At 48.8% G+C, this 18,218-nt stretch carries 5 protein-coding genes and 2 pseudogenes; 2 read left to right on the top strand and 5 right to left on the bottom strand.

Annotated elements, in window-relative coordinates; all coding sequences use genetic code 11:
• From CKY02_RS26900 to CKY02_RS18580, 4 genes and pseudogenes are all read right to left on the bottom strand, one after another.
• A pseudogene (locus tag CKY02_RS26900) lies at positions 1-3,512 on the bottom strand (hemagglutinin repeat-containing protein); the annotation flags it as partial.
• Between the two features lie 720 nt (positions 3,513-4,232).
• Positions 4,233-12,668, bottom strand: a pseudogene (locus tag CKY02_RS26565) (two-partner secretion domain-containing protein); the annotation flags it as partial.
• Between the two features lie 59 nt (positions 12,669-12,727).
• Entirely contained in the window at positions 12,728-14,392 is a 1,665-nt protein-coding gene (locus CKY02_RS18575) for a ShlB/FhaC/HecB family hemolysin secretion/activation protein (RefSeq protein WP_167405335.1), read from the bottom strand.
• 549 nt (positions 14,393-14,941) lie between these two features.
• Positions 14,942-15,586 (bottom strand): YtjB family periplasmic protein, encoded by a 645-nt coding sequence (locus CKY02_RS18580; RefSeq protein ID WP_112876412.1) that lies wholly within the window; start codon positions 15,584-15,586, stop codon positions 14,942-14,944.
• Positions 15,587-15,701: 115 nt separating this feature from the next.
• Between CKY02_RS18580 and serB the strand changes: the two genes are divergently transcribed.
• Complete coding sequence (serB, locus tag CKY02_RS18585) at positions 15,702-16,679, top strand: phosphoserine phosphatase (protein WP_112896431.1); 978 nt, start codon at positions 15,702-15,704, stop codon at positions 16,677-16,679.
• Between the two features lie 15 nt (positions 16,680-16,694).
• On the opposite strand, the gene CKY02_RS25215 is transcribed toward serB, so the two are convergent.
• Entirely contained in the window at positions 16,695-16,841 is a 147-nt protein-coding gene (locus tag CKY02_RS25215; protein WP_193493168.1) for a hypothetical protein, read from the bottom strand.
• Here CKY02_RS25215 and radA point away from each other — a divergent pair.
• The gene (gene radA / locus CKY02_RS18590) at positions 16,826-18,208 is read left to right on the top strand and encodes a DNA repair protein RadA (protein WP_112896432.1); all 1,383 of its coding nucleotides are present in this window, start codon (positions 16,826-16,828) and stop codon (positions 18,206-18,208) included. The two genes, CKY02_RS25215 and radA, sit on opposite strands and share 16 nt — an antisense overlap.
• Positions 18,209-18,218: the final 10 nt, after the last annotated feature.

Genomic DNA, 18,218 nt, shown 5'->3' on the forward strand with positions numbered 1-18,218 from the left:
GTTTTCGGGTCGGTAGTCAGGTCTTTAATCACCCCGGCCAGGTAAGGGGAAGCGCCGCCCGCCAGTGCCTGACCCATATTTCCGCCCGCGAGTCCCTGAATGGCCGCGGTAGCCGCCTGTAAAGCAGTGTGGTATTTCCCACCGGTGCCCAGGCCAGATTCATTCAATGCCTGGTTATAGGCGGTCTTGTAAATCTGGTCTTTAATTTGTTCCGGGGTGATGTCAGTTTTACCTTTATCCTTCAGTACTTTTATGGCCGCTTCTCTATCCGGGTCACTGATGTTCTCCAGTTTGGCGTGGGCTGCTTTGGTGGCGATAATTGCCCCTTCGGTACTGGCGATATCAATCACCTGCGCACTGATTTCGCCAATCAGTTGAGCCTGTTTCAGCCGTTGCTGTTCTTTCTCTTTGTCAAAGATAGGGCTGAGGGCATTGTTGGCATGGTCGGTATCCCGGCTCAGGGTGGTGATATCCTGTTGCTGGTTGTCTTTATCCCGGATAATCAGGGTACCGTCACTGACCGCGGCGTGAGTGGTGCTNTCTTTCTCTTTGTCAAAGATAGGGCTGAGAGCATTGTTGGCATGGTCGGTATCCCGGCTCAGGGTGGTGATATCCTGTTGCTGGTTGTCTTTATCCCGGATAATCAGGGTACCGTCACTGACCGCGGCGTGAGTGGTGCTTTGAGCGTGGCCTTCCCGGTTAGCGCCGCCCAGGGTATTGGCTGCCAAATTACTGAGGAACATGCCGCCGGCTGAACCGCCCGTGCTGATACTCACGCTATGGTGTTCGGTTTTAAAATCCGCTTTGTTTTTGATATCGCCAAAGCCCAGAGTGCCGGTATCGAGGGTGTTTTTGTCTTTGTCTGCGGTACTGGCAATGACTGCGCCGTCAAGCTGAGTATGTTCCCCCACTTTTACTTGATAGCCGCCTTTACCGGCAAACAGTCCGGTTTGTTCCTGTACGGAGTCAAAGTTGCTGTGGATTTTGTCGCGGCTGGCGCTGAGGTTCAATGAACCGCTCGGTTGTGGACCGACAGTGGCACTGATGCCGGCACTGACATTCTGCTGCTTCATATCGTAGCGGTTGCTGTCCTGCTCGCTACTGAGTGTCAGGTGGCGTTTGACGTCGGCGGTAATTTGTTCGCCACTGACCTGAGCGCCTTTGAGCGTCGCATCCCGGCCGGCGTTGAGGGTGACGGTTTGCCCCGCATCCAGTGTAGTTTCATTATGGCTGACGCCGTTACCGCTTTCACGGCCTTTGCCGTGGTTAACACTGGCGGAGAGATTGATACCCGTGCCTCCCGGTCCGGCAGTGAAACCGACGCCCAGTGAGCTGCCGCGACTGCTGTTTTTGCCGGTGGTCTGTTCGGTGTTCTGGCTGGATGAGAGCTGGATATCCCGGCTGGCATTGAGTTGCAGGTCTTTGCCCGCCTGCAACTGGCCGCCCTGAATACGGATATCGCCGTTCTGGTCTGGAGTACCGGAAGCGGTGAGGGTGAGATTATCCCCGGTCATCAGGCTGCTGCCCTGTTGAGTGGTCTGGTGCTGTTTCTGCTCTGACCGGGAGGACTGGCTGCCGTAGGAGAGGTTGACGCCAACCAGATTGTTATTGGCTTTGTCGTCACCGCCTTTAGCGTCGGCCAGTCGGGCTGCCTGGACTGCCTGTACTCCGCTAAGAGCGGCTTTGGTGCCTTGTAAAGCTTTGATTCGGCTGTCACTTTCATTGTTGGCGGCTTGAACCGTTTGAACAGCGGAATTCAGGGCCCCGCCCGCGGTGCCGGACAGCGCCACGGTCAGGCCGCTTTGTTTCTGTTCGGTTTTGGTGACAGCGGTATGACTGTTTTCCGCACTGGTGATGTTAATGTTTTGGCCGGAAAGTTGCGTATCGCGGCCCGCTACTACATCACTGCCGTGAATGTTGAGCTGTTTTCCGGCGCTGAATGTTACACTGCCCTGGCTGCTGCCTACCGTGCTGCCTTTGTTGAGGTTACTGTCGATATCGGTAGTGGATTTTTGGCTGGCTTTGCCGACGGAGAAGCCGATACCGCCGGTCCCCATCAGACCGGATTTTTTCTCTTGTTTGAAGTGCGTTTCATGACGGGCTTCATCAGCGGTGGTGATGGTGAGCTGATTGCCTGCGGCCAGATTAACATCCTGAGTGCCGGCTACGTTGCTGCCGATGATGTTGAGGTCATTCCCGGCCTGTACAGTTACGCTGTCGCCGCTGAGCGTAGTGCTCTGTGCCCGGCGTTCGTGCACCTCATCGTGGGTTTCGACGGAGGATTTGGAGAGTAAGCCTTTACTGGTCTGTTTGCTGTGTTCTACCAGGTCTGATGAAGCGGTACCGGCATCCAGGGTGATGTTGTTTCCGGCCTGAGCGGTAAGTTGTTGACCGGCGCTCACGTTAGCCGCAGTAGCATTGAGGTTATTGCCCGCTCGCAGGGCTAGGTTACCAGCGGTGGTTATCTGGCTGCCCGTGTCGCGCTCCTGTGTCAGATGGCGATAGTTGTCGCTTCCCCAGTCACTGTTTTCTGTGCGATGAGTGCGCAGGGTGTCCAGAGTCAGGTCGAGGCCTGCCGTTATCTCTGTCTGGCCGTCTTTGCCCGCGTTATTTACTTCACTGGCCGTGAGACGGATGTTGTTGAGGGCTTTCAGCGATAAGGTGCCGTTGTCATTTTGGACATAAATGCCCGCAGGTCGATCCAGCCAGCGGTCAGCACCTTCTCCGCGCAGGGTAGAGGCACTGGTGATATCCCGGTTTGCCAGTGCAGAAACGTGGTCGCGGCCCCGAATTTGTCCGCCGAGGTTGGTGATGTCCTGCCGGGCGGTTAAATCCACTTTACCGCTTTGGATAAAGCCGCTGTTGGTCAGATTGCTGGCTGTCAGTTTGGTGATTTCACGTCCGCTGATGGCACCACTGTTGGTGATATCTCCTCGGCTATTGATTGTCACGTTTTTACCGGAGAGCAGGGCGCCGTCACCGGTCAAGTCGCCTTTATTCACGCGAGCGTAGACCTGTGGCACGGTGACCACCTGTGTTGTGCCGTTTGGCAGGGTCACAGTCCGGTTGGTTAGCCAGATAATGTCTGAAGTGAGCAGTGCCATCTGCGATGGGCTCAGGGCGATGCCGGGGGTAAGTTGTTGCCGCTTGCTAAAGGCAACGCCGGCTTCCATGAGCGCTTTGAACTGAGTTTCATCGTTGTTGTGGCCCGCCAGATAACGCTGCCCGGTCAGTTGGGTGATTTGATCACGCACCAAGCGCTGTTCGTAGAACCCATCGCCCAGGCGTTTGTGTGCCAGTACCGGGTCGTGGGTTAACTGTTGTTGCATGTAATCCGTGCCTAGCCACTTTTTGTATTGGGTGAATTTAGGGTCGGTCTCTACCAAATAATGGCTGTCACTGCCCGGTTGTACGACAAACAGGCTGTTGTTCGGCAGGCGGGTATCTGGAGCAACGATACGGATAAGGGGGTCGACGCTTTGGCCTTTAACGTTATCAGACGGTAGCGTTAGTTCAAATTGTTGGCCTGTTGGTAACACCAGCGGGCGATCATCTAATGTACCACTATTGGGTAGAGTGACCGTCACAGGGGGGAGTACCCGTTCAGTTTGTTGAGCGGGTGGAAGTACTGGGTGTTCAGTGAGTGCATCTCTGTTTGGTAGTGCCACTGCACCGGACGATAATACCTGCTCAGTCTGTTGGCCCGTAGGAGAAAGTATTGGGTGTTCAGTCAGTGCGTCTCTGTTTGGTAGCGCCACTGTACCGGACGATAATATCTGCTCAGTCTGTTGGCCTGTAGGTGAAAGTAATGGGCGATCAGTCGGTATGTCCCTGTTCGGTAGTGTGATGGCGTTGATAGTGGCATTTGTAAACGTAACTTCACCGGCTTCCGCCATTCTTGGGGTCAGATTAATCCCGGTTGGCGCACTTTGAACACGGCTTGTCTGCCTGTCACCTATTGTTATGTCGGTAGAATTTGGACGAGTGTTGCCCTGCCAGGCTAGGGCTTTCAGGTCAATGGTTTCGATTATCGGTGCCGGGCGATAATCACTCCAGTCTTTTCCTTGGGATCTTTTACTCTTTCTCAGTCGACGTTTTTTCTTTTTAGGGTACCAGCGGATTTCACTGCCTTCATCTGCGGTGATACGTTCGCCTTTAGTGGCGTTATTGTGCAATTCGTCAATATCACCCCCTAGTATTCCACCCGCTATGATCTGACTGTCGTTATTGGTCAGCATCGTGCTATTGATGGTCATATTACCGCCGGCCAGAATTTTACCTGGGTTATTCTCTTTTATCTGGGTCTCTGTAACGGTACGGGTATACTGATACTCGTAAAATTCATTATCTCTGCTACCGTCCGGCATAATGGCATCGCGTATGCCATATCTGTTTCGATAGGAGGTGTCCACCTGTGACCAGTCATAGCGGGTAGTGTGACCACTGAGTACCGCTTCATGATGTTGAGATTTTTCTGTTTCAACGATCTGGGTGACCAGACCTTTGTTGGTATTTTTGATAATAGCGGCATCAATCCTTAGGTTACCTCCGGCCTCAATGGTTGCCGCGTCGTTGTCGAGCATCCCGGCCAGACTGGTAGCAGTCAGGTTCTCATCCAGTTGTCCACCAATGCGCATGTCACCCACGCTGTAAATCAGGGCATGGTCACTGTTGTTGAGGGTTCCGGTACCGATATCTAATTGGTCTCGGGCGGCAATGACAGCGGCTTTGCCATCTTTCGCTGTGTTATTGAGAGTGCCAGTCTTGAGGGCTATTTGGTCACCGTAAATACGTCCGGTTCCGGTGTTGTCCAGTACTTTGGTGGTGAGATGGGTCAGTTCGCCGTCAATGAGCCCGGTGTTGGTCAGTGTGTTGCGAACGTTGACTTCGGTTTGCTTGGCACTGATTTCCGCAGTCTGGGTATTGGTGAGGTTTTGGGCTCCCAGATGCAATGTTTGCCCGGCTTTAATTGTGCTGTCATTGATAATGTTGCCGTCGGTTTCCAGAGACAGCTTACCGTCGGCGGCGATGTTACCAGTGTTGTGGAAGTCCTGTTTTAATTTCACTTCCATATCGCCCTGCGATAAGGTCTGACCATCACCGCTCAAGGCATTGGCTTTAATATTGACCTTTTCACTTCCGATCAGTGTGCCCTGCTGGTTATTCACCGTCAGTTTCTGGGCTTTATCTTCGATGGTGAGTTGTTTTCCACTGGATACTAGTCCTTGTTCGTTTTTCAGCGACTGGTTAATGATGGCTTGCAGGCGGTTGACTCCCCGTAATGCTCCTTGGGTGTTATCCACCTGTTGAGCTTCAATTATCAGGTCTTGGGCTTCGGTACCCTGGTCAGGGTGATTAGTCTCCCGGTTAATGAATTCTGCTGTTTTGAGTGTCAGTTGTTGGTTACTGTGGATCAAACCGCCAGTGTTGTTCGTTTGTTTTTGCGCGTCAATCGTCGTGTCACCTACGGCGTTGACCTGCCCGCGGCGGTTGTCGAGCTGTAGGGTATTCAGGCTCATGGTGTCTGTTGACAACAGCTTACCGTCTTGGTTATCCGTATCGGCTTGTCCGGTGTTGATGGTGAGTTTTTTGCCCTGAATGTGTCCGTGTTGGTTATTCAGTTTGCCACTGGTCACGGTAGTGTTGTCATCGCCAATAATACGGCCATGCTGGTTGTCCAGTCGCTGCCCGTTTGTGTCAATATTGACGGTTTTTGCTGACTTCAATGAGCCATTGCTGTTGGTAAGCGTCTGGCTATGAATGTCCAGTCCACTGTTACCAGCAATCAGTCCTTTTTTATTGGTGAGGGTTGTACTGGTAATCTTAGTTTTGCCATCCGCGGCGATAAAGCTAGAGTCGTTGTTTAATTCTCCGATATCCAGTGTTAAATCGCCCCGAGCAGAGAATTCGCCTGATTTATCTTTGTCGCCGGTGTTATCCAGGCGTTGGCCTTGAGTGTTGAGGTTCAGGTTGCCATCAGAATGGACATTGCCTTGTTGGTTATTGAATGCTTGGGTAGTGAGTTTTATCTGTTGAGTACCAGCAATAGTGCCCTGAGTATTATTCATGGCGGCAGTGTTCAGGGTTGTGATTTTACGACTAGTAATCATGCCGGCCTGATTATGTAAATCACCGCTGGTAATTAACATGTCGTCCTGGCTGAGGATACCGCCCCGATCACCACTGTTTTTATTAGTCAGGGAATGGCCGTGTGTATTGAGAGTCAGCTTACCTGCGGATTGCAACAAGCCACCGCTATTGTCAGTTTGGTTCACCGATAATGTCAGCGCATCTTTTTCGCTGATGAGTGTTCCGCCTTGGTTTTTCAGTTCACCGCCGGTAACTGTTGTGGCTCCTGTACCGATGATTGCACCATCCTGATTGTCGATTTCACCGGTGGTCAGTGTCATCGTTCCTTTACTGATAACGCCTTTGGTCTTACCGCTTTTGGCGTTGGTCAGTTTCTCTCCGTGAGTATCTAGCGTCATGTTGCCATCAGACTTTATCAGCCCGCTGGTGCTGTCGAGCTTCCCGCTGTTGAGCCGCAGATTTTTATTGCTAAATATGGTGCCAGCCAGATTGCTTAATGTCTGTTTATGCGTATCAATATGTGTTTCATCGCTACGGATATATCCGAGATCATTGATGAGTTCACCTGTAATCAGTTTTAAGCCATCCAGTGCGAGGATTCCGTTCAGCTCTCCGCTATCGGTATTCGTCAGTTTCTGCTGTTGGGTATCTAGTTTCAGACTGGCTGAGGATTGTATCAGCCCATGTTGGTTGTTAACCGCTTGTGTTGTCAGCTCGGCTTTTTTCCGCGAGATGATTTTACCGTCGGTGTTGTTGAGGTTTTGGCTGGTTAGCGTGGTTTCGCCTTGTGAATCTATCTTGCCGGCGGTGTTATCAATTTCACCGGCTTCCAGTGTCAGGTCACTGCCGCTGAGTATGCCGTGTTTATCTCCGCTTTGAGTGTTAATCAGCTTCTGGCCGTGAGTGTTGAGTGAAAGAGTTGTGTGGGATTGCAACAGACCACCGGCGTTATTCAGTTCGCCGGTATTGAGTTCCAGTTGTTGATGCTGACTGACCATTTTACCGCTTGTATTATCAACGGTGCCTGTTGATGTCACGTTGAGTCGCTTATCAGAGATAATTCTTCCCTGTTGGTTATCGATGGTGTCCGCGGTTATTGTCAACTCTCCCTTGCTTGAGAGCCCCTGTTCAGGTTGGCTGTTGCGGTTGGTGATTTTGCCTTGTTGCCCATCTAGAGTCAGGTTTTTATCCGCACGAATCAGACCCGCTTCATTATTGATGCCTTGAGCGGTCAGCTTGACATTGCCTGTACCGATTATGCCCCCGGTCTTACCACTGTTGAGGTTAGTCAGTAGCTCACCTTGTGTATCGAGTGTCAGATCACCCTCGGATTGTAACAGGCCGTTGCTGTTATCGGTTTTTTTCACGGTCAATGTGAGTGTGCTGGTTTCACTGGCGAGAGTTCCGCCTTGGTTTTTCAGTTCACCACCGGTAACGGTTGTTGTTCCTCTACCGATAATCACACCGTCTTGGTTGTCGATCTCGCCAGTGGTTAGTGTTAATGTTCCTTTACTGATAACGCCACCGGTTTTGCCGCTTTTGGCGGTGGTTAGTTTTTTTCCGTGCGTGTCCAGCGTTATATCGCCGGTAGACTCTATTCTCCCGCCAGTACTGTTAAGTTCTCCACTGTCGAGCTGTAGGTTTTTCTTACTGAATATGGTGCCAGCCACGTTGTTTAGTGCTTGCTGGTGAGTGTTAATGCGGGTTTCGTTACCACGAATATCGCCGTGGTCATTGATCAGTTTACCGGTAGTCAGTTCCAAAGCGTCTTCCGCAACGATATTGCCGCCAGTGCTGGTCAGTTCATGCTGTTGTGTATCTAATCTCAGACGGGTTGCGGATTGTATCAGCCCACGTTGGTTGTTGAATGCTTGTGTTGTCAGATCGGCTTTTCCTTTCGAGAGGATTTTACCGTCGGTATTGTTGAGGTTTTGGCTAGTCAGCGTGGTTTTGCCTTGTGAATCTATCTTGCCAGCGGTGTTATCAATTTCACCGGCTTCCAGAGTCAGGTCACTGCCGCTGAGTATGCCGAGGTCATCCCCGCTTTGAGTGTTAATCAGCTTCTGGCCGTGGGTGTTAAGAGAAAGGGTGGTGTTGGATTGCAACAGACCACCGGCGTTATTCAGTTCGCCGGTATTCAGTTCCAGTTGTTGATTCTGGCTGAGCATTTTACCGTTTGTATTATCAACGGTGCCTGTTGATGTCACGTTGAGCTGCTTATCGGCGATAACTCTTCCCTGTTGGTTATCAATGGTGCCCGCGGTTATTGTCAACTCTCCCAGGCTTGAGATCCCCTGTATAGGTTGGCTGTTGCGGTTGGTTATTTTGCCTTGTTGCCCATCTAGAGTCAGGTTTTTATCCGCATGGATCCAGCCAGCTTCATTATTGATGCCTTGAGCCGTCAGCTTGACATTGCCTGCACCGATTATGCCCCCGGTTTTGCCACTGTTGAGGTTAGTCAGTAGCTCACCTTGTGTATCGAGTGTCAGATCACCCGCGGATTTCAACAGGCCGCCGCTGTTGTCGGTTTTTTTCACGGTCAATGTGAGTGTGCTGGTTTCACTGGCGAGGGTCCCGCCTTGGTTTTTCAGCTCACCGCCAGTAACGGTGGTTGTTCCTCTACCTTTGATAAAACCATCTTGGTTGTCGATCTCGCCAGTAGTCAGCATCAATGTTCCTGTACTGATAACGCCACCGGTATCACCACTTTTGGCAGTGGTCAGTTTTTCTCCGTGCGTGTCCAGCGTCATATCACCGGTAGACTCTATTCTTCCGCCAGTACTGTTGAGTTCTCCGCTATCGAGTTTTAGATTTTTCTTACTGGTTATGGTGCCAGCCACATTGTTTAGCGCTTGCTGATGGGTGTTAATGTGGGTTTCACCGCCACGGATAGATCCGCGGTCATTGATCAGTTTACCGGTAGTCAGTTCCAAGGCCTCTTCCGCGATGATTCCGCCATTTTTACCGCTATCGGTGTTAGTGAGTTCATGCTGTTGTGTATCTAATTTCAAACGGGTTGCGGATTGTATCTGTCCACTTTGGTTGTTGACCGTTTGTGTTGTCAGATCGGCTTTTTTCCGTGAGAGGATTTTACCGCTGGTATTGTTGAGGTTTTGGCTGGTTAGCGTGGTTTCACCTTGTGAATCTATCACGCCAGCGGTGTTATCAATTTCACCGGCGTCCAGTATCAGATCACTGCCGCTGCGGATACCGCGTTTTTCTCCGCTCTGTGTGTTAATCAGTTTCTGGCCTTGGGTGTTGAGCGACAGGGTTGTGCTGGATTTCAACAGGCCACCGGTATTGTCAACGGTCCCGGATGTCACGGTGAGTTGTTTATCAGCTTCTACAGATCCTTGATGGTTATCAATAGCACTTGCAGTCAGCGTCAAGTCTCCTGAGCTACGGATACCCTGATGAGGCTGGCTGTTGCGGTTGGTTATGGTTCCCTTCTGCCCGTCAAGGGTCAGGTTCTTACCCGCATGGATTAGGCCCGCATCATTGTTAACGCCTTGGGTCGTCAGCTTCATGTTGCCTATGCTGATTATGCCCCGGTCTTTGCCGCTGTTGGTGCTGGTTAGCAGCCCACCTTGCGTATCCAGTGTCAGATCACCCGCAGATTGCAGTAGTCCACCGCTGTTGTCAGTGTTGTTTACCGTTAATGTCAGGGAGCTGGTTTGGCTGACAAGTTTTCCTCGTTGGTTGTGGAGTTCTCCACCCGTTATCGTTGTCGTCCCTGTTCCAGTGATGGTGCCATCGTGGTTGTCTATCTCGCCTGTCTTTAAGGTGAGTGTTCCCTTACTGGTCACGCCACTAGTGTCGCTGCTTTTTGCGGTGGTGAGCTTTTTCCCGTGGGTGTCTAATGTCATGTTGCCATCAGATTTTATTTGTCCACTGGTACTGTCGAGTTCTCCACTGTCAAGTTGCAGATTTTTCTTGCTCTCTATGGTGCCTTTTTGGTTGCTTAGCCGTTGTTCATGGGTGTTGATGTGAATGCCATGACCAAGGATAACGCCCGAGTCATTAGTCAGTTTACCGCTGGAAATACGTAATGAGTCTTTGGCAATAATACCGCCAGTTTTGCCACTGTCGGTATTGGTCAGGGCTTGGTTTTGGGTATCCAGCAACAGGCTTGACTCTGATTGGATCTGTCCACGAGTGTTATTTAATGCCTGTGTGGTCAGTTCCGCCATCTGTTGTGATAAGAGTTGGCCGTCGGTATTGTCAACGTGACCGGCGTTAAGGGTGGTTTTTCCTTTAGCAGAGATGATGCCGGCGGTGTTGTTGATATCCCCTGTACGGAGTTCCAGATTGCCAGTGCTTAATATGGTGCCTTTTTTGATCTCTTTTTCGTCACCATTTTTAGTGTCTTTAGTGTTAGTCAGTTTCTGTCCATGAGTATTGACTATCATGTCATTGCCAGATTGTAACAAACCAGACGTGTTATCCAGTTCACCGCTGTTTAGGGTGAGTTTTTCTTGGGCAATAACTTGTCCCGCGGTGTTGGTGAATTTATGCCCTTTGGTTTGGCTGTCTATCTGTTGAGCCAGTAATGATCCTTGATGGTTATTCAACGCCTGACTTTTTGTGGTGAGCGTCGTTTTGGCTTCGATTCGTCCGTCAACGTTTTCAATGTTTTTCCCAATGATCAGTTCTGTGCTGCCACCGGTTGCAGCGATTTTGCCTTTGCTGTTATCTAAGGTAGTGGCATCGATTTTCAGGTTGCCATTACTTTGAATCTCGCCATTTTGGTTATTCAGCGTCTTGGCAGTAAGGGACATTTTGTCCTTACTCTGTTGCTGCATTACTCCACTTTGATGGCTTAATATATCTGCTTTTATTGTAATTTTGTCGGCGGTAGTGACTGCTTTTTTGTTCAGTTGCAGGTTGTGGGCTTGTATCTCCAGTTCACCATTGGAGAGCAGTTTGCCTCCGTCACCTATCCACTGATGGGTGTTGAGTGACAGTTTACCTTTGCCGGCGAGTTGAATTGTCCCTCCTTCCGTGTTGTCCGCTTTCTCGTGGACGATTAGGTTCAGATCATTCCCGTTATTGGCGATTTTTCCATGACTGTTGTCCAGATTTCTTGTGGTGAGAGTCAGTCGTTTCCCCTCATTGAGAATGGTCCCGCTGTGGTTATTCACTGTTTGTGTATTCAATACCAGCTCTTCGTTGCCGGTTTGATTAATTTTCCCCTGCTTGTTGGATAAGTCTGGAGTCGTTAAGTTGATTTTTCGTGCTACCAGTGTGCCGCCGTCATTGTTAAATTGGCCTGGTGCTTTAGCTGTAAAGCGGTCCGCGGTGACTGTAGCGTTGGCGGTGCTAATCTCTTGCTGACTGGCAGTGAGTTGAATGTTGTTGGCAGAAGTTTGGCTGCCGCTGAGATCAATCTTTTTACTCTGTGCTTCCAGAGTATTGGTCGCCAGGTTTTGTCCATTGGCCTGAATTTGCTGTTTGGCGGTCAATGTCAGCGATCCGGGCAGCGTGGCTTTCCCTTTATCATCAATTCCGGCGGCCAGAATACTGCCTTTGGCACTCTGTATCGACTCCGCTTTGATTGTGGTATGACTTCGCGCGGCAATTGTGCCACTATTCTCAATCCGTCCATCAACCGTGAGGCGGACTTCACCGGCGATTGCTCCGATGTGGCCGACGTTACGTACCCCTACACCAAATTCGGTACCCACCAGCACGATTTTATTGGCGTACATGCCACCGAGTGCGGCTACGTCCAGCGTAAATGATGGATTCTTGCTGCCGTCAGTAGATTTTTTCTTAATGTTCTGGTGAGCAGCATCAACGATATTACGTCCGGTTGTGATTTTTAGGTCTTTCGCGTGCAGTTTGCCGTTGATTACCACCGAGCGGGCAATAATTTCGGTATAATTTTGTTGTGAACTGTCTATTCCCAGCTCTTCAATGCGCACTTCTCCCCGCTCAATATCAAAGCCTTTCAGTCGGCCTTTTTCCATCATGGCCTGTCCTGTGGTGAGTGTTGCGCGATGGGCGTTAATGAATCCACAACCGTTGCAGGTGATGCCCGCCGGGTTGGCAATAATAACGTCGGCTTTTTGTCCGGCGACTTCTATCCAGCCATTAAGTTTACTGGCGTTAATGCTGTTCACTTCATTGAGAATGATTTTGGCTTCCGCTTTGGCAAGCCACGGATTTCCTGCCACCATACCGCCTAGTTGAGTTTGGACAGCATTGTGACTGTTGTTAAGGATGACGCCTCGTTTATCGATATCAAATTGGCTGTAGGTATTACGCGAGATACCCGCGGCGTTAGGGGTCTGAATATCGATTTGTGGCGTACCGTTTGCACTGTTCAGGATAGTCGGTTGCTGATTACCCGGTGCTTGTCCGTCGGCCACAATATTGGCCTGCGCTGTTAGGGAGATGCAGCCGGTTGCCAATAACAAACTCAGTCGTAACGCTGTTAACCGGCAAAGGCATTGTGGTAATTGCCGACGACTGCGGCGGCGTACCGTACTACCTTGCCCGGAAGTTGCAATATCGGCCACGACCATCAACATGTTCCGGGCTTTGTTAAAGATAATACGATACAGATGCTTGTTCATTGTTTTTCTCCACTAACACTTTTTATCTGCGATAATTTTGGCTGCGTTGTTATTTTGAGTTAGTACTGCCAGTACAAACTGAATCCAGTTGTGACTGATGAGGTTTGAAAGCCATCCGGTTTGGATAGCGGGATACCGGCAAACAGGTCATAGCTCACGCCTTTAAGAGTGCCGCGATAGCCTAGAACGCCGCCCGCTAGGTGTTTTCCCAGGCGTTGCTCATTTCCCGGCCCACCGATTTCGCCATAATCCACGCCCATATATAGGGATTGACCATTCAGTGGCGTTTGCCATTCCAGTTCGTTACGGCTGTACCAACCATGATCTCCATTTAGCGTGCGTTCGCCGTCAAATCCGCGTACGGTCCAGCGGTTGCCAATTGAAAATTGATCCTGTGGCGTCAACGTTCTGGCGCTTATTTGGCGCAGGTACTGGGTTTTGTAGATGAATGGCTGAGAAAATAGGGTAAATGGTGCCGAAAGTGCCGCGGAAAACTGGGTTGTTTTAAGTAAGGCAGTGGCTTCACCACGGACCTCTTCTGGTGCGGGCTGAGCTCCAAACCAGCGTGTTCCCTGTTGGTAGGTCACTCCGGTATCCAAGGTCGCACTACCGATATAGTGACGATGAGATAATCCCAATTTCCAGCCAGCCGTTTCCCGGTGCTGTACGCCGATTGCCAGGTCATTAATGAAACTTTTGGATGTGCGACGATAAATTTCGCCGTTAACTGAGGTTTTTTGACTGGCGTTACGATGCAAGATCCGGCTGAGTTGGACATTCAGGTTTTTGCTTTCGCCACTGTATTTGTCGTCTTTATTTGGCCTGGCTACTGTTTGGTTGTAATCGTAATTACTGGCAGTGATGCCTGCCATCCAGTATCCCACTGGTAGGGAGTAGTGGATGGTGTAGTTTTTGCTGCTGCGACCAGAAGGAGAGTGAATATCGCGTCCACCGGAGATATAAAATAGATCACTCAACGCAAGAGGATTATCCAGATATAAAGTTAATCCGCCTTGGTAACGCCCGGTAGTTTTAGAACCCGAATCGTCCAGATAGCTAGCTAGTCGCCAATGTCTTGACTGACGCCAGTTCAGCACGATATCGCTTTCTCCTAACTGTTCATTTGGTACAATTTCCATGTCAGCTTGAACGGTAGGAAAACGTTGTAAATTTTCTAATCCCTGCTCAATATCCCGTAAGTCAAGCAGCTCTCCTTCGCGGGGAGGAAATGTGGTTATCCGTTGAATATAATTGCCACTTTCAGCGGTATAGCGAATATGCCCAATTTTGCCCGGTATGATCATGAGTTTTAATGTCTTGGAATTAAGATCCTGACTGGGAGCTAATACTCTGCTAGTGACATAGCCATGATTAATTAACCGGTTTTGTATCCGAGTCATTAATATATTAATCCCCTGGGTGCCCAGACATTGGTTTTCTCCCTGTTGGGCTAAACGTTTTAAAGGTAACCAGTGAGGAAAATGTTCCGTGCCTTCAAGAACAACATGCGTAATAGGAAAGCAGGGCGTATCGTCAGGAAATTTAGAAGGTACTGCTGTTTCAGGAACAGACAGACGAATATCCGCCGGTGGTGGTGTTAATTGAGCTTCCAGTGCTTTCTGTCGTTCTTGTTGATGAATGAGTTGCTGATCTGAAATTTCGGCGGCTTTAACATCGGTAGTAACAATAAGAAAACTAGTAAAAATAATAATCTTTTTTTTCATTATTCTTTGGCATCCCGCGCGCTTCATATAATTTTTGGGGCGCTATTAGTCATGAATTTGACTTAATAATCAATATGTAGATATTACTTAATGCTATAATTGAGAAATATGGATTGTTATAAATTATCAATAAAAACAATTGGATATGATTTTTTATAAAATGAGCGATAATAAAAAATACTTTATTAATTAATTGGTTATGTGGGCGTTGCCAGATGCTCTAATTTAATTCTAAATATTGGTAAATATGTGATATATGTCACTAAGAATATTATTGTGTAATTGAAGTTAAAGTAACAAAATAAACTATTACTTTGGTTATTAAATAATGGGAGAGCTTGTTTCTTTCAGTTAAGATTGATGATTTTTTATTAGTTACAGCGTGTTTATTCGGCTATGAAATTTCTTGGCAAAGGAGGCTCTAGCAACAATTAAATGTTCCGAGCCATGCCCTAATTCTATCTACGAAGTGACTGAGATAATGGGATGGTAGAAATAACCGCCTCTATTAGTTTAAATATCAAAATGATTTAGTAAGAAATTTTCATCTTATTTCTCTTCTTCTTCATTTGCGCTTGATTTACTGTTGGCTGTCAGTAAATAAGGCGATTGTTGCCATCGACTTGGCGTTAATTGCAATAGGTTATGTGCCAGAATAAAACCAATTGCTAAAGCGAGTAAAATCATGATCCGGAGTAAGTTAGTCGTGTTATCCACCTGCTTGGACTCGGTTGCCAATTTGTGGGTATCTAATGTCAGGCGCAGAAAACCTTTGGGCTCATCTTTTCCTGGGATGGGGACGACTATCTGGTAGTTAAAGTAGCTGCCCGCTTTTTTACCATCCAAAGATAGACGATCCCGCACCGAGACGTTCTCTCCACTATGGGCAACCTGTGTTCCATTGTTAAGATAAACACTGGCATCAAGTATGCGGCTGTTTGTCGTTAGATGATGCAAATTAGCCAGTATCCGCTCATTATTAAGATCTTTGCTGCCACTCTCCATATAATCAGATAAGCTGAATGCGACTTGTTTTGCCAAGGTTTTTGCCAATTCCTCAAATTGATCCATCTGGGCTTGTTGGTGAGAACGGCTAAAATAAGAAACACCCTGCATTAGAAATACTAATAAAGCAATGCAAATCAAGATGATAGCTGTTTTATGCAGTCGGAATTTTAATTTAGCTTTGATCATAGTTATCTCTTCCAAGCTTTGGTCAACGCAATGTTGCCAGATGCAGTACAGAGAGGATAGTTTGAAGCACAATTTTTTGCTGTCAAATCATGTGGGATTACAGGAGTAGGGATTAATGTCTAATAACCTGGCTTATCACTATTTGCCGGAAGAGGTCCATAAGTGGCCGGGATTACCACTTTCGTTAAGTGGTGAAGAAGTTATGCCGTTGGATTACCGAGCGGGTGACAGTGGTTGGTTGATATATGGCCGTGGCCTGGATAAACAACGTATTAGTAATTTTCAACATCGGCTTGGTGCTGCTATTGTCATCGTTTCTTCATGGCGTATTGATGATTATCAGGTAGTACGTATTGCCGGAAATTTGACGGCTCGTATTAAACGGCTAGCTGATGAGTGTCGGTTAGATGTGGTTCCTTTGGGGCAGATCCCACGGTTGCGGTCACCAGGTTTGCTGGTGATGGATATGGATTCAACAGCAATTCAAATTGAATGTATTGATGAAATTGCTCGTTTGGCTGGCGTAGGTGACAAAGTAGCCGAGATTACCGAGCGGGCAATGCAAGGAGAGCTGGATTTTTCTGATAGTCTGCGGGAGCGAGTTGCCCAGTTGGCAGGGGCTGATGCTGATATTCTGCGACAGGTTGTAGAAAATTTACCACTTATGCCGGGGCTGACCAGTCTGGTGCGTAAGTTACAATCCTTTGATTGGCATGTGGCAATCGCATCGGGTGGTTTTACCTATTTTGCTGACCATTTGCGCCAGAATTTACGTTTGGTGGCTGCGGTAGCCAATCAGTTAGAAGTAAAAAATAGTAAGTTGACAGGTAAGGTTATAGGACCAGTTGTTGATGCTAAATATAAAGCTGCCACATTGGTGAAACTGGCAAAAAAACTGGATATCTCATTGGAGCAAACTGTCGCGATTGGTGACGGCGCTAATGACTTGAAGATGATCCGCAAAGCAGGGTTAGGTATTGCTTACCATGCTAAGCCGAAAGTTTATGCACAGTCGAAAGTGACCATCCGTCATGCTGATCTCATGGGAGTATTGTGTGTGTTAAGTGGCGGTCTTAAACACGAAGAGCGTTAATATACCCTATGGATTTCAAGATGCATCGCGACGGCAAGGGAGCGAATCCCCGGGAGCATAGCTAACGATGTGACCGGGGTGAGTGAGTGCAGCCAACAAAGAGGCAACTTGAAAGATGACGGGTATAGAATCTTTAGGAGTACAGAGTGGCGAAAGCAGCAAAGCGGGCATTTGTCTGTAATGAGTGTGGGGCGGATTATCCGCGCTGGCAGGGGCAATGTAGTGCGTGTCATGCTTGGAATACCATTACGGAGGTGCGCTTAGCCGCAGCACCTTCCTCCCGTAATGAGCGGTTCAGTGGTTATGCGGGAGATGCTGGTGTCAGCAGGGTTCAGAAATTATCAGAGATCAGTCTGGAAGAACTTCCTCGTTTTTCTACGGGATTTAAAGAGTTCGATCGGGTGCTTGGCGGTGGTGTTGTTCCCGGTAGCGCGATTCTGATTGGCGGTAATCCGGGAGCAGGGAAAAGTACCTTATTGTTGCAGACGATGTGTCAGTTGTCTGCACGGATGAAAACTTTATATGTCACTGGGGAAGAGTCGTTACAACAGGTGGCAATGCGTGCGCACCGGTTGGGATTGCCGGCTGATAATCTGAATATGTTGTCAGAAACCAGTATTGAACAAATTTGTCTGATTGCGGAGCAGGAGCAGCCAAAGTTGATGGTGATTGACTCCATTCAAGTGATGCATATGGCGGATATTCAATCTTCGCCGGGGAGTGTCGCTCAGGTCAGAGAGACTGCCGCTTATCTTACTCGGTTTGCTAAGACTCGTGGTGTTGCCATTGTTATGGTTGGTCATGTGACCAAAGATGGCTCGTTGGCGGGTCCGAAGGTGTTGGAACACTGTATTGACTGTTCAGTGATGCTTGATGGTGAAGCAGATTCCCGCTTTCGCACTTTACGCAGTCATAAAAATCGGTTTGGGGCCGTTAATGAGCTTGGCGTATTCGCCATGACAGAACAAGGATTGCGTGAGGTTAGTAACCCATCAGCGATTTTCCTGAGCCGTGGTGATGAAGTTACCGCTGGCAGTTCTGTCATGGTGGTGTGGGAAGGGACTCGTCCTCTGTTGGTAGAGATTCAAGCGCTGGTGGATCATTCTATGATGACCAATCCACGGCGGGTGGCTGTGGGGTTGGAGCAAAACCGGTTGGCTATTCTGTTGGCTGTCCTTCATCGCCATGGTGGTTTGCAAATGTCCGATCAGGATGTGTTTGTGAATGTTGTGGGTGGCGTTAAAGTTGCGGAAACCAGCGCGGATCTCGCTTTACTGCTCTCTTTAGTCTCCAGTTTTCGGGATCGGCCGTTACCCCGTGATTTGGTTGTATTTGGAGAGGTGGGGCTAGCAGGGGAAATCCGTCCTGTGCCCAGTGGACAGGAGCGCATATCCGAAGCCGCTAAACATGGTTTTAAACGGGCAATAGTGCCTTATGCCAATATGCCGAAAAAAGCGCTGCCAGGGATGGAAGTTTTTGGTGTGAAAAAGTTGGCGGATGCGTTATCTGTTATGGAAGATTTTGGTTAAACAGGGAGGA

It is taken from the genome of Photorhabdus bodei (assembly GCF_003287735.1).
Taxonomy (GTDB): Bacteria; Pseudomonadota; Gammaproteobacteria; order Enterobacterales; family Enterobacteriaceae; genus Photorhabdus; species Photorhabdus kayaii.